Source organism: Micromonospora sp. DSM 43699 (genome assembly GCF_055517075.1).
Map to the genome: position 1 here is coordinate 55,768 of NZ_JBTMMT010000007.1, position 13,114 is coordinate 68,881.

11 protein-coding genes are annotated in these 13,114 nt (G+C 69.1%); 10 read left to right on the forward strand and 1 reads right to left on the reverse strand.

Features of this window, described 5'->3' with window-relative positions:
• Window positions 1–63 precede the first annotated feature (63 nt).
• Window positions 64–438: a hypothetical protein gene (locus tag AC0AIB_RS05695; RefSeq protein WP_328339750.1), complete on the forward strand. Its 375-nt coding sequence runs from the start codon at window positions 64–66 to the stop codon at window positions 436–438.
• 846 nt (window positions 439–1,284) lie between these two features.
• Window positions 1,285–5,019, forward strand: a complete 3,735-nt coding sequence (lacZ, locus tag AC0AIB_RS05700) for a beta-galactosidase, LacZ type (RefSeq protein ID WP_465096179.1) — start codon at window positions 1,285–1,287, stop codon at window positions 5,017–5,019.
• Between the two features lie 137 nt (window positions 5,020–5,156).
• Here lacZ and AC0AIB_RS05705 read toward each other — a convergent pair whose 3' ends face one another.
• Window positions 5,157–5,543 (reverse strand): hypothetical protein, encoded by a 387-nt coding sequence (locus tag AC0AIB_RS05705; RefSeq protein ID WP_465096180.1) that lies wholly within the window; start codon window positions 5,541–5,543, stop codon window positions 5,157–5,159.
• 1,084 nt (window positions 5,544–6,627) lie between these two features.
• Between AC0AIB_RS05705 and AC0AIB_RS05710 the strand changes: the two genes are divergently transcribed.
• From AC0AIB_RS05710 to AC0AIB_RS05745, 8 genes are all read left to right on the forward strand, one after another.
• Entirely contained in the window at window positions 6,628–7,206 is a 579-nt protein-coding gene (locus tag AC0AIB_RS05710; protein WP_328339744.1) for a TerD family protein, read from the forward strand.
• 143 nt (window positions 7,207–7,349) lie between these two features.
• Complete coding sequence (locus tag AC0AIB_RS05715; RefSeq protein ID WP_328339742.1) at window positions 7,350–8,489, forward strand: DUF475 domain-containing protein; 1,140 nt, start codon at window positions 7,350–7,352, stop codon at window positions 8,487–8,489.
• 48 nt (window positions 8,490–8,537) lie between these two features.
• Complete coding sequence (locus tag AC0AIB_RS05720; protein WP_465096181.1) at window positions 8,538–9,212, forward strand: TerD family protein; 675 nt, start codon at window positions 8,538–8,540, stop codon at window positions 9,210–9,212.
• A gap of 58 nt (window positions 9,213–9,270) precedes the next feature.
• Window positions 9,271–9,846: a TerD family protein gene (locus AC0AIB_RS05725; protein WP_328339738.1), complete on the forward strand. Its 576-nt coding sequence runs from the start codon at window positions 9,271–9,273 to the stop codon at window positions 9,844–9,846.
• Between the two features lie 53 nt (window positions 9,847–9,899).
• Window positions 9,900–11,138, forward strand: coding sequence for a toxic anion resistance protein (locus tag AC0AIB_RS05730; RefSeq protein ID WP_328339736.1), 1,239 nt, complete (start codon window positions 9,900–9,902; stop codon window positions 11,136–11,138).
• A 115-nt stretch (window positions 11,139–11,253) separates the two neighbouring features.
• Window positions 11,254–11,637, forward strand: a complete 384-nt coding sequence (locus AC0AIB_RS05735) for a hypothetical protein (RefSeq protein ID WP_328339734.1) — start codon at window positions 11,254–11,256, stop codon at window positions 11,635–11,637.
• Complete coding sequence (locus AC0AIB_RS05740) at window positions 11,637–12,200, forward strand: TerD family protein (RefSeq protein WP_328339732.1); 564 nt, start codon at window positions 11,637–11,639, stop codon at window positions 12,198–12,200. Before AC0AIB_RS05735 ends, AC0AIB_RS05740 begins: the two co-directional genes overlap by 1 nt.
• Before the next feature lie 242 nt (window positions 12,201–12,442).
• The gene (locus tag AC0AIB_RS05745) at window positions 12,443–13,081 is read left to right on the forward strand and encodes a hypothetical protein (protein WP_465096182.1); all 639 of its coding nucleotides are present in this window, start codon (window positions 12,443–12,445) and stop codon (window positions 13,079–13,081) included.
• Window positions 13,082–13,114 lie beyond the last annotated feature (33 nt).

The following is a 13,114-nucleotide window of genomic DNA, read 5'->3' on the forward strand; positions in this document are numbered from 1 at the left end:
CGGAGGGTCGACGCAGGCGTTCCAGGAGAGGACCGGAAATGACGGCAGAGCGGAACCTTGCCGATGCCGGAACAACTCCGCACTCTGCACGCCGCCCTCGAACCCCGCGCGGAGCACGGCGTGGTCCACGGCGAACTCTGCGCTGAACACACGCTCGTCGGGCCGGACGGGGAGCTGGTCATCATCGACATCGAGGGTCTGATGTACACCGACGTCGAAGTCGAGCACTGCTGGATGCGGATGCGCTTCGGCCCGCACTACGAGGCGCTCCGCAACCCGAATCTCGACCCGCAGCGTGTCAAGTACTACCAGTACGTCATGCACCTGGACTTGGTCGGCGGCCCACTTCGGATCGCCGAGGGGGACTTCCCGGACCGGCAGTGGATGCGCGACGTCGCGGACTTCCACCTCCAGTGGGCGCTCGCCTACGAAACGTGAGTACACCGGCGATTCTGCCAGCACCATCCCGAGGCCGCCCTCAACCCCGGCGACATTCGCATTTGCCCTGCTCGATGCGGCATGGAAATTGCGGTGGGCCAACCCTCAGGAATCCTCGACGACAGGGGCAGCTTTACTGCGCCCTGTCGGCGAGCAGCCACCGCCGAACGGGGATCTCCGGCAGCACCCGCTCGCTTTCCGGACTGACCCGCCTGCTGACGTCCCAACCGCGAGCAATGCTTGAAACCTGTGGATGACCTTGGGGGGACGTGCCTTCCGATGGCCGATGGAGGTTACCGGCAAGGCCCGCGCGCCAACGAGGGTCGGGACGGTACCTCCGTGCTCACCGTAGTCAACTCGGATGACCCCCACGCCAGCGACCGGGCCGGTCCCGCCGGCGGCGCGCGGGCGAATCCATCACCATCACTGCCGTTGTATGATCGGAGATTCCTAATCCACAAGTCTGGACGATGGCTCCCGTCGATGGGTCTGCTCATTCGGCAGGTGCGTTTGCGTCGGTGAAGAAAGTGCGATCCAGTCTGGCCGGCTCGACCGCGACTGTGCCACACTGCTGGCACTGGGTTGGTCCCGTTACGGGACTCAGCCGTGGCCTGCGACGAGGGAGGCGATCCGGTGTGCGGTGCCGGCTCCCGACCGTTGAAGAGCCGCGCCCCAGCCAGATGTCGCGCGGTCGGCCACCTCGCGCCCACCCCGCACCGACGATCCCGGTGCCGCCGGGGGTGCCCGCGTTGGGCGATGTCGACGCACAGCCCGGACTGAACCGGCAGCGGAGGCGTGCGGGCCTGACGCCGCCACCACAGTTCCACGCACTCATGGGAGACGATGATGAACGACCCGCAGGACCAAGGACGATCCGTCCGCCGGCGCACGGTTCTCGGCGGGGGGCTCGCCGCTCTGGGGGCCGTGGCCCTGCCGGGCGGGATCGCGTCGGGCGCGTCCGGCGCGGCACCCGAAGTCGCGGCCGCGTGGGTGGACCCGCCCAACGGTTACCCCGAGTGGAACAACAACATCGGGATCTTCGAGGTCAACTCGGAGCTGCCGCACGCGACCTCCATGCCGTACGCCGACCTCCAGCAGGCGCTGGACGCCGACCGCACCACGTCGCCGTACCGGCTCGACCTCACCGGGACGTGGCGCTTCAAGCACGTCGCCAAGCCCGCCGACCGTGACCTGAACTTCTACCGCACCGACGTCGACGACACCGCCTGGCCGACCATCCCGGTGCCCGCCAACTGGCAGCAGCACGGCTATGACTTCCCGATCTACACCAACTTCACCTACCCCTGGTCGGGCGCCAACGGGCAGAACGAGAACCCCCAGCCGCCGTTCGCGCCGACGCGGTTCAACCCGGTCGGCCAGTACCGCCGGCGGTTCGACCTCCCGGCCGCCTGGCAGGGGCGGCGGGTACACCTGCACTTCGAGGGCGTCAAGTCCGGGTTCTACCTGTGGGTCAACGGAACCAAGGTCGGGTACCGCGAGGGCTCGTACACGCCGGCCGAGTTCGACGTCACCGACTACGTCCGGGCCGGCTCCAACCTGGTCGCGGTCGAGGTCTACCGGTTCCCGGACGGGGACTGGATGGAGGACCAGGACATGATCCGGCTGTCCGGGATCTTCCGGCCGGTCTTCCTGTACTCGGTGCCCGCGGTGCACCTGCGCGACTTCACGCTCACCACCCCGCTGCGGGACAACTACACCAACGCCGACCTGGCGGTGAAGGTCGCGGTGCGCAACCGCGGCGCGCAGCAGTCAGGGACGTACTCGGTGGAGGTCCAGCTCTACGACGCCAACCGGCAGGCCGTCTGGCCGTCGCCCCTGCGGGTACCGGTGAACGTGGGCGCGGTGCCGGTCGGGCAGGACGCGACGGCGCAGGGCTCCCAGGCCGTCCAGGGCCCGAAGCTCTGGTCGGCCGAGCACCCGAACCTCTACACCGCGGTGCTGCAACTGCGCGACCCGTCCGGCGCGGTCACCCAGACCGCGTCGGCACGGGTCGGCTTCCGCGAGTTCACGCTCTCGGGCGGCCTGATGCGGATCAACGGTCAGCCTGTGTCGTTGCGCGGTACCAACCGGCACGAGACGAACCCCGACCGTGGGCAGGCGTTGACCCGCGAGGACATGGTCGCCGACATCAAGCTGATGAAGCGGCTCAACATCAACGCCGTCCGGACCTCGCACTACCCCAACAACGCGGTGTGGTACGACCTCGCCGACGAGTACGGCATCTACGTCATGGACGAGGCCAACCTGGAGACCCACGGCGTGCGGGACAACTACCCCGACTCCAACTCCGCCTGGACCGCGGCCGTCGTGGACCGGGCCGTCCAGATGGTGCACCGCGACAAGAACCACCCGTCGGTCGTCATCTGGTCGCTCGGCAACGAGGCGGGCGGCGGCAGCAACTTCGTGGCGATGCGCAACGCGATCCGCTCGGCCGACCCGACCCGGATCATCCAGTACGAGGGCGACAACCGGCGCGAGGTCAGTGACATCCGGTCCCGGATGTACGAGAGCCCGTCCGCGGTCGAGGGCCGCGCCAGGGACACCTCCGACACCCGCCCGTACGTGATGATCGAGTACTCGCACGCGATGGGCAACTCCAACGGCAACTTCAAGGAGTACTGGGACATCATCCGGCGCTATCCGGTCCTGCAAGGCGGGTACATCTGGGACTTCGTCGACCAGAGCCTGCGCCGGCCGATTCCGTCGGGCGGCGGGACCTACCTCGCGTACGGCGGCGACTGGGGCGACAACCCCAACGACGGCAACTTCTGTGCCAACGGCATCGTCAACGCGGACCGGCGGCCGGCCGGCAAGGCGGCCGAGGTCAAGCGGGTCTACCAGGCGATCACCGTCTCGGCGGGCGCGGACGTCACCAGCGGGGTCGTCAAGATCACCAACGAGAACCTGTTCACCAACGTCAACGAGTTCACCGGCCGGTGGGCGCTGGTCGCCGACGGCAAGGTCGTCCAAAGCGGAACGCTCACCACCGCGCAGCTCGACATCGCGCCGTTGACGAGCAAGACCGTGCAGCTGCCCGTGCAGCGGCCGACCGCCCCGGCACCGGGGGAGGAGCACTTCCTCGAACTGTCGTTCACCCTTACGACTGCCACGGCCTGGGCCGATGCGGGGTACGAGGTGGCGCGGCAACAGCTCCCGGTGAACTTCTCCAGCCCGCCCATCGTGCCGACGCCGGTGGCGGACGTGCCGGCGTTGACGGTCACCGAGGCCAGTGACCGCGTCACCGTCGCGGGCACGGACTTCACCGTCGTCTTCGCCAAGGCGACCGGCACGATCAGCTCGTTCGACGCGATGGGTGTGCGGCTGGTCAACTCCGGCCCGGTGCCGAACTTCTGGCGCGCGCCCACGGACAACGACCGGGGCAACGGCCAGCCCAGCCGCAACGGCACCTGGCGGCGGGCCGGCCTGGACCGGAGGGTAACCGGGTTCTCCGTCAGCAAGCCGTCGGACCGCGCCGTCCGGATCGCGGTCACCGGCACCCTGCCGACCAGCACCACGTCGACGTACACCACGACGTACACGGTGTACGGCAACGGGGAGATCAAGGTGGACAACACCCTGCACCCCGGGGCGACCAGCCTGCCGTACATCCCGGAGGTGGGCACGATCCTGTTCCTGCCCGCCGACCTGGAGCAGGTGCGCTACTACGGCCGCGGGCCGGAGGAGAACCACTGGGACCGCAACAGCGGGTCCGACGTCGGTGTGTACTCCTCGACCGTCTCGGGGCAGTGGACCGGTTACATCCGGCCGCAGGAGAACGGCAACAAGACCGACGTGCGGTGGGTAGCACTGGTCAACGGCAGCGGCCGTGGCCTGCTCGCGTTCGGCGAACCGCTGCTGGAGGTGAACGCGTCGCACTACACCCCGGAGGACCTGTCGACCGGTGCCCGGCACGACTACCAGTTGACGCGGCGGTCGGAGGTCGTGCTGCGGCTCAACCACCGCCAGATGGGTGTCGGCGGCAACGACAGCTGGGGCGCGCAGACCCTGGACCAGTACAAGCTGTTCGCCAACCGGGACTACTCCTACACCTACCGGCTGCGGCCCCTGCCGGACGTCGGCCAGGCCCTGGCGCTGTCCCGGCGACCGGTGGAGACGGCGGGCAGCGGCAGCGGTCCGCAGACCGGCGTGTACTACCGGCTGGTGGCCCAGCACAGCGGCAAGGCCGTGGACATCAACGGCGCGTCCACCGCGGCCGGCGCGCTGCTGATCCAGTGGTCGGTGTCCAGCGGGCTCAACCAGCAGTTCGACTTCGTCGACTCGGGTAGCGGCTACTACCGGATTCGGGCGCGGCACAGCGGCCTGGTGTTGCAGGTCGCGAGTTCGAGCACCGGCGCCGACATCAGCCAGCAACCCGATTCCAACGCCGCGAGCCAGCAGTGGCGCGTGGTGGACCAGGGCGGCGGCACGGTGAGCCTGGTCAACCGCCAGAGCGGCCTGGCGATGGACGTGTTCAGCGCGTCGACCGCCGACGGTGCCCGCATCTCGCAATGGACCCCGGGCGGCGGTGCCAACCAGCGCTTCGCCCTCCAGCGCGTGTGAGCCGGTAGTCCGGATGCGGACCGATCTGGCGCAGGTACCTCGGTACCTGCGCCAGATCGGTCCCCGTCGACCCGCCATCCTGTTCCGAACAATCGCTCAACCCGCGTCGTCAGGTGAGGGCTTGAAGCCCTTGGCGATCAGCCACACGCCCAGTGAGAGCTCCCACAGTGCGATCGGAAGTGCGCGAGCCTCGACTGCGCGGAGGTTCGTCCCCAGACGTCGAACAGCACGGCGGTGAAGGAGGCGACGAGCAGGAGCGCTCCGATGAATCCGAGCAGCGGGAGAACTCGTCTGACCAGGCGCGATCGGTCGCAGTTGTCGGCGGCGACCTCAGCCAGGCGCGCTTCGACGTACAGTCGCTTTCGTTCGCGCTCGTTCGCGACGGCGGTACGCTGCGCGGCGTTCAGCGCGCGTTCGGCATCTCGGCGGAGCTGCTGGTGATGCCGATGTGCGGCGGCTTGAGCCTGCTTCTGGGCGCGCACCTGTCGCGCATGCGCCCGCTGCATCTCCTTGAGGATGCCCACGTCAGTCCTATGTGTAGCGAGGGATGGCGGAGCGGCCACCATGGCCAGCATGCGACTGATCGGGACAGCCTGGGCGATTGCAGGTGCTGGCCCTCGGTAATCGGATGAGAGGTTTCTCCCGATTGGGCGGTCGTCCATGTCGGATCTTCGACAGGGGCCTGGGCCGGTGTGACGGTCGTGGTGCTTTCTGTAGGTCGCCGGGAGTCGGGTGCGGAACCGCTCGTCTTCCGGGCGTGACAGGGCTGTCGGGTGCATGACAGCGTCGTCTGGTCAGGGGACGGACGTCCGCTGAGCGACGAGAAGGGTCCGCCGGGCCGGCCATCCGCCGGTCTGCCCTGATCAGGGAGGACTGGTCCGTCTGGCTGGGCGGCTGGCCGTTTCGTCGCCGGCCCGGGTGGCGATTGGCGGAGCGGGTCGAGTGCGTGCCGACCGAAAGGCCGAATAGTGCCGCCCCCTTTGTCGGGCGGCCTTCGGGTAGTGTCCGAGGCTCCTCGTCGGGTGCGGTGGATTGACGATCGGTTCATCGAATCCGGATCGAGGTGCGGTCGACGGCCGCACGGCGATTTGCCGAACCCTCAACGGGTCTCTATCTTCGTCGGGTGGCAGGCGTCCGTGTCTGTTGTTTCAGGTGGGGCGACGTCTTTCCAGCGATTACTGCACAGTGGACTCCGCAGATCCATGCATCACGTAGAGGTGCAGTGTCTGCCCCGGCTTGCGGGCCGGTCGTACCCTTCGTGGGGTAACGGGTCGGACCTCTCCGAGGGTGGTTCCAGGGGAGCGGAGATGGCTTCATCGAAGTCCTGACGTAGGTAGGAGTCGAACGGGGATCAGGGGTGGGGGTCGCGTCGAACTGGCAGTCTTCGCACTTCGGTTCGGCAGACTGATCGTTTTCCGACTGACGGCGGACATGCCTTGACGGAGATCCTGGAATCCAATTTCCCATAATCGACGACGCCACTCGCCCGAGTGGTGATCGTTGCCGGTCCGTGCGCCGAATCGGCGACGACGGGCGGATTGAACGGCCGGGGGCCGATACCGCATCGGCCACGGATGTACGACGACGAACATCAGTAGGAGGATCAGCATGGGTGTCAGCCTCAGCAAGGGCGGCAACGTCTCCCTCACCAAGCAGGCGCCGGGCCTGACCGCGGTGGTGGTGGGACTGGGTTGGGATGCACGGACGACCAGCGGTGCGGCCTTCGACCTGGACGCGAGCGCGCTGCTGCTCGACAGCTCGGGCAAGATCCTTTCCGACGCGCACTTCGTGTTCTTCAACAACCTGGTCAGCCCGGACGGCTCGGTGGAACACACCGGCGACAACCTGACCGGCGACGGGGACGGCGACGACGAGTCGATCAAGGTGAACCTGGCCGGCGTGCCGGCGGAGGTGGACCGGATCGTGGTCACCGTGTCGATCTACGAGGCGGAGTCCCGCGGCCAGTCCTTCGGGCAGGTGCGCAACGCCTACATCCGTGTGGTCAACGAGGCCGGCGGTGCCGAGCTGACCCGGTACGACCTGACCGAGGACGCGTCCACCGAGACCGCGATGATCTTCGGCGAGCTCTACCGGCACGGCGCCGACTGGAAGTTCCGGGCGGTCGGCCAGGGCTACGTGTCGGGCCTGGCCGGGATCGCTCGCGACTTCGGCGTCAACATCGGCTGACGACCGTACCGACCTGGGGTGGGTGGCCCGCCGGCCAGGAGGCCGAGCCCCGCCGAGCCGGCGTCGCCCGCTCCCTCCCCGCCGGTCCGCCCGGCCACCCATCCCGGCCCGGCCACCCACCCGGTCCGACAGAAGGAAGAGACGTGCTGCTGAGAACCTTCGGGGGTTCGATCGCCCTCACCGCCGTCGCCCTCACGGCGGCCCTGCTGTACGCCGGGCCTGGCGGCCTGGCCATCGCCGCGATCCTGGTGGTCCTGGAACTCTCCCTGTCGTTCGACAACGCCGTCGTCAACGCGACAGTGCTGCAACGGATGAGCCCGTTCTGGCAACGGCTCTTCCTGACGCTCGGTGTCGCGATCGCGGTCTTCGGCATGCGGCTGCTGTTCCCGCTGGCCGTGGTCGGCATCACCGCCCAGTTGTCCCCCGTCGAGGCGGTCACCCTCGCCCTGGAGAAGGGCGACCCGGACGTCCCCGGGACCTACGGGCACCTGATGCGTGACGCCCACCCGGCGATCGCCGCGTTCGGCGGGGTCTTCCTGCTGATGCTGTTCCTCGACTTCGTCTTCGAGGACCGTGAGATCACCTGGCTGTCGTGGCTGGAACGACCCCTGGCGCGGATCGGGAAGCTCGACCAACTGTCGGTCGTGGTCGCCATGATCACCGTCGCGGTGGCCGGGTACACCCTCGCCCCGGCGGGCAAGACCGCCACGGTGCTGGTCTCCGGCATCCTGGGCATGGTCACCTACCTGTTGGTCAACGGGCTCGGCGAGCTGTTCGAGGCCGACGAGGACGCGGACGAGGTGCAGAGCCTCCCCGGCATCCACGGTGGCGCGGAGCGGATCGGGCGGGTCACCAACCGGAGCGGTGCCAGCCAGCTCGCCGTCAAGACCGGCAAGGCCGCGTTCTTCTCCTTCCTCTACCTGGAACTGCTCGACGCGTCGTTCAGCTTCGACGGCGTCATCGGCGCCTTCGCCATCACCTCCGACCCGATCGTGATGGCCATCGGCCTGGGCAGCGGCGCGCTCTTCGTCCGGTCGCTGACCGTCTACCTGGTACGTCAGGGCACCCTGAGCGAGTACGTCTTTCTGGAGCACGGTGCCCAGTGGGCCATCGGCGCGCTGGCGGTCCTGCTGCTCTTCACGATCAGGGTGGAGATCCCCGAGGTCGTCACCGGCCTGATCGGCGTGGGTCTCATCTCGGCGGCCCTGGTCTCCTCGATCGTGCGCAACCGCCGTAACGCCGCCACGGGGGACGTCGAGGCGCGCGAGCTCACCCCGGTCTGACGCTCGCCCACCAGCAGCCACACCCACCCCCGAGAGGGAGCAGTGTCCATGCCTATCGACTACACCAGGCGGCCCAAGGGGCCCGCCACTCCCCCGCCGGGGCCGGTGTCCCTGTCCAAGGTGACCCTGACCAAGGCGGCCCCTGCGGTCTCGCTGACCAAACAGGGGGCCACCACCGGCGTCCTGCGCGTCAACCTGAACTGGAACACCGGCCCGACGCGCGGCGGCATGTTCGGCCGGCGCGCCGCCTCCTCCATCGACCTGGACCTCGGTTGCCTGTACGAGTTCGTCGACGGGTCCAAGGGGGTCGTCCAGGCGCTTGGCAACACCTTCCAGGCAGGGCTTCCCGGCTTCGGGGAGCCGGTGATCTGGCTGGACGGCGACGACCGGTCGGGTAACCAGTCCGGTGGGGAGAACCTCTTCATCGACCTGCGCCACGCGGCGCGGATCCGCCGCATCCTGGTCTTCGCGCTGATCTACGAGGGGGTGCCGAACTGGGCTGCCGCCGACGGCGTGGTGACCCTGTTCCCGGTCAGCGGGCCGCAGGTCGAGGTGCGTCTGGACGAGTCACGGCCCGGGGCACGGATCTGCGCCATCGCGATGATCGAGTCGGCCGGTGGTGACCTGTCGGTCCGCCGCGAGGGGCGTTACATCGACGGTGGCCAGCAGAGTCTGGACCGCGCGTACGGCTGGAACATGACGTGGACCTCGGCGCGCAAGTGAACTCCCGCAGGAACCACAGAGAGCTGGCTGTGAACACGACGAAGCACGGAGGACGATCATGGCGGTAAGTTTGTCCAAGGGCCAGCGGGTATCCCTGGTCAAGGCCGGTGGTGAGACGCTGACCCGGGTCCTGATGGGTCTGGGGTGGGACGCCGCACCGAAGCGGGGCCTGTTCGGCACGCGGCGGCAGACGATCGACCTCGATGCGTCCTGCCTGCTGTTCGACGTCAACGGTGCCCTGGTGGACCAGGTGTGGTTCCGGCAGCTGCGCAGCCGCGACGGCTCGATCCAGCACACCGGAGACAACCTCACCGGCGACGGCGAGGGTGACGACGAGTCGATCCGGGTGGACCTGTCCCGCGTTCCCGCGCAGGTCAGTGCGCTGGTATTCACCGTCAACTCGTTCACCGGCCAGGACTTCTCCCAGATCGAGAACGCGTTCTGCCGGTTGGTCGACGAGACGACCGGCCGGGAGGTGGCCCGGTACGACCTGACCGGCTCCGGTCGGCACACCGCCCAGATCATGGCCAAGGTGGTCCGCGACGGGCAGGGGTGGTCGATGGCGGCGATCGGTGCCGCCGCCTCCGGTCGTACGTTCCGTGATCTTCTTCCGGCGGTCACCGCACACCTGTGACCGGTCCCTCCGACGGCTCGAACCGGGCCGACACCAGGCAAGGAGCTGCTTCCGTGTCCGAACTCGATCTCGGTGCCCCCGCTGCGCCGTCCCCGCAGGGTGGTCCCGGCGCGGGGTTGGTGCTCACCCCGCCCGTACCCGTCGTCGTGGTGGAGCGGGAGCAGGCCGCCGGCGCCGTGCCCGTCGACAGCGCGAAACAGCGGGAACTGCGCGGGAAGGCGGAGTCGTTCGTCGCGGAGTTGACCGCGCTGGACATGCGGTCACCCGAGTTCGGCGAGAAGGTCGGCGCGATCACGTCGATGGGCGAACGGGAGATGAGGGCATCGGCCGGCGTGTCGAACCGCATGCTCGAACGTCCGGCCGCCGCGCTGCGGTCGGCCCGGGGAGCCGGTGGTGACGACGCGCAGACCCGGGTCGCGAACACCCTGGCCGACCTCCGCTCCACCGTCGCCGAACTGGACCCGGGTCGGGCAGATCTCGGCGGGGCGCGCAAGGTCCTGCGATTCCTGCCCGGTGGGGACCGGCTCCGCCGCTACTTCGACCGGTTCCAGTCGGCACAGGGCCACCTCAACGCCATCATCAGGGCACTTGAGTCGGGCCAGGACGAACTGCGCAAGGACAACGCCGGCATCGACACGGAGAAGGCCGGCATGTGGACCGCGATGGGCCGGCTCGGCGAATACCAGGAGCTCGCGGCCGCCCTCGACGCCGCCGTCGAGGCGAAAGTTGCGGAGTGCGAGGCCGCCGGGAGGACCGAGGACGCGCAGACGCTGCGTGCCGACGTGCTGTTCCCGGTCCGGCAGCGGCGGCAGGACATCATGACCCAGTTGGCGGTCGCCGTCCAGGGCTACCTGGCGCTGGACCTGGTCCGCAAGAACAACATCGAGCTCATCAAGGGCGTCGACCGGGCCCGGACGACGACAGTCACCGCTCTGCGGACGGCGGTCATCGTGGCCCAGGCGCTGGCCCGGCAGAAGCTGGTGCTCGACCAGGTGACGGCCTTGAACACGGTCACCTCCACGCTGATCGAGTCGACCTCTGCGCAGCTGCGTACCCAGGGTGCCCAGATCAGCCAGCAGGCGGCCGACGCGACGCTCGACCTCGGCCGGCTCCAGGCGGCGTTCGACAACGTCTTCCAGACGATGGACGCCCTGGACACGTTCCGCGGTCAGGCGGTGGACAGCATGGCGCAGACAGTGCGGGTGCTGGAGGGACAGCTCGAACGGGCGAAGCCCTACCTGGAACGTACCCGCCGGGACGAGCGTGGCACCGCCGGATCTGTCGGGTCCTGACCTGCAACGACGACCTGTTGGGACTGTCATGGCGTGGTTTCGTAGAGCGCGGCCCGGCGTGTCACCGGGCGGGCCGACGCCCGACGGGGAGATGCGTGACCGGCTGGGTGAGGTCGTGCGTCTGGTCAACCGCAGCGCGGGTCGCCTCCCCGGTGACGTGGTGGTGACCGCCCGGCGGATCACCGACATCCTCGGGGAGGTGATCGCGCGCGGGGAGAGCCGACCGATCGACACCTTCGCCGCGATCTCGGTGCAGGGAATGATCGACGACTATCTTCCCACCAGTATGCGGGGCTTCCTGGCCCTCGATCCGAGCCAGCTCGACGTGCCGCAGGCAACCGGCGTCACCGCGGTGGAGTCCCTGCGGGAGCAGCTCGACGTACTGCTCGACTCGGCCCGGGAGGTGCGTGCCGCGGTGTGGCGCGACGATGCCAACGCCCTGACCGCGCAGGGCGAATTCCTGCGGGCCAAGTTCTCCCGATCGGACCTGGACCTCTGATGGCGGTGATGAGGCGGGGGGCGAACGTGGCCCTCACCCGGGAGGTGCCCGATCTGACCGGCGTCGTGGTCGGCGTCTCGTGGGGCGCGGGCGCGGAGACCGCCCTGGCCCGGAGTCTGGTGACCGCGACGATCCTCTGCGATGCCGCGCACCGGGCGCTCTCCGACGAGCATTTCGTGTTCTTCAACCAGCTGAGCTCCCCGGACCTGTCCGTCCGGCAGCTGACGGAGGCCCTCGGCACCGACGACGAGCAGATCGAGATCGACCTTACCGCCGTACCGGAGGACATCCGGCGCATCGTCGTCGTGCTGTATCTCAACGACGGTTCCGTGCACCGGCGCACCCTGGGTCAACTGCGGCACTGCGTGGTACGGGTGCTGAACCTCGCCGACGACCGGGAACTCGTCCGGTCGGAGGACCTGGTCCCGATCCTGGACCGGGAGACCGCGGCCGTGCTGGCAGAGATCTACCGGCACGACGGCGGCTGGAAGTTCAAGGTGATCGGCCAGGGCTACGGCTCCGGTATCGCGGGCATCGCTGCCGACTACGGGGTCACCCTGTGAGCATCCCCGACCCCGGGTCCGCTCCCCAGCGCGACGACCTGCCGTTCCTGAGGCGTCGGGTCCGGTCGGCCGCAGTGTCCAGCACCGACCCCGGCCAGCGCGCGGTAGCCGACTTCCTGGCCTCGCGCGGTCCACGCCCCCAACGGCGGGGCGCAGCCGGGTCGACGTCCGCAACGGCTGCGCCGGCCCCGTCCCGGTCGACCTCGCTGGACCTGTCGTCTCCAGCGGCGGCAGCCCCGGCGGTGGCAGCGAAGGCGGTGGTGCCCCCGCCGCTGCACCCCAGTGCGACCCGGGACGTCGTACGGACCCGGACGGGCACCACCGTGCTCGACGCCGCCACGCCCACGGTGACCCTGACCAGGCTGCAGTCGGGCATCGGGGCACTGGTCATCGGCATGCTCCGCCCCGACGGGGTGGGTGACCTCCGCCTCGGCTGCGCCTACCAGCTCCGGACCGGCCAGTCGTCGACGGTGCAGAACGCCGGCGACCAGGCCCTGGTGGCGGGGAACCCCGCCGTCCCGGTGATCGTCAAGGGGGCGGGTCGCGACGAACAACTCAGCCTCGACCTGCGGCGGTGCCGCGACATCGACCGTCTGATCGTCTACGCGTTCTCGGAACGGGACATCGAGCTGTGCTGGGGCGGCGTGCTCGTCGTGTCGACCTTCGGTGGGGCCCGGATCGAGCTGCCGCTCGACGCGGAGCCGTCGCGTGGGGTCCGCGTGGTCCTGTCGCTGTACCGCGTCGGCGGCGAGTTCGTCCTGCGCAACGAGATGGAGACGATCGACGGCCAGGTCCGCGACGCCTGCCTGGCGTACGGGTTCGACCGCATCACCTGGATCGACGGGCGTACCACCACCAATCAACAGCCGTCGGTTCGGTGATGAGCGGTGCGGCGGTCGGAAGAAGCGGAACCG

Coding starts and splice junctions, on each gene's coding strand:
- AC0AIB_RS05695 (WP_328339750.1), top strand. CDS start 64: ATGCCGGAACAACTCCGCACTCTGCACGCCGCCCTCGAACCCCGCGCG.
- lacZ (WP_465096179.1), top strand. CDS start 1,285: ATGAACGACCCGCAGGACCAAGGACGATCCGTCCGCCGGCGCACGGTT.
- AC0AIB_RS05710 (WP_328339744.1), top strand. CDS start 6,628: ATGGGTGTCAGCCTCAGCAAGGGCGGCAACGTCTCCCTCACCAAGCAG.
- AC0AIB_RS05720 (WP_465096181.1), top strand. CDS start 8,538: ATGCCTATCGACTACACCAGGCGGCCCAAGGGGCCCGCCACTCCCCCG.
- AC0AIB_RS05725 (WP_328339738.1), top strand. CDS start 9,271: ATGGCGGTAAGTTTGTCCAAGGGCCAGCGGGTATCCCTGGTCAAGGCC.
- AC0AIB_RS05740 (WP_328339732.1), top strand. CDS start 11,637: ATGGCGGTGATGAGGCGGGGGGCGAACGTGGCCCTCACCCGGGAGGTG.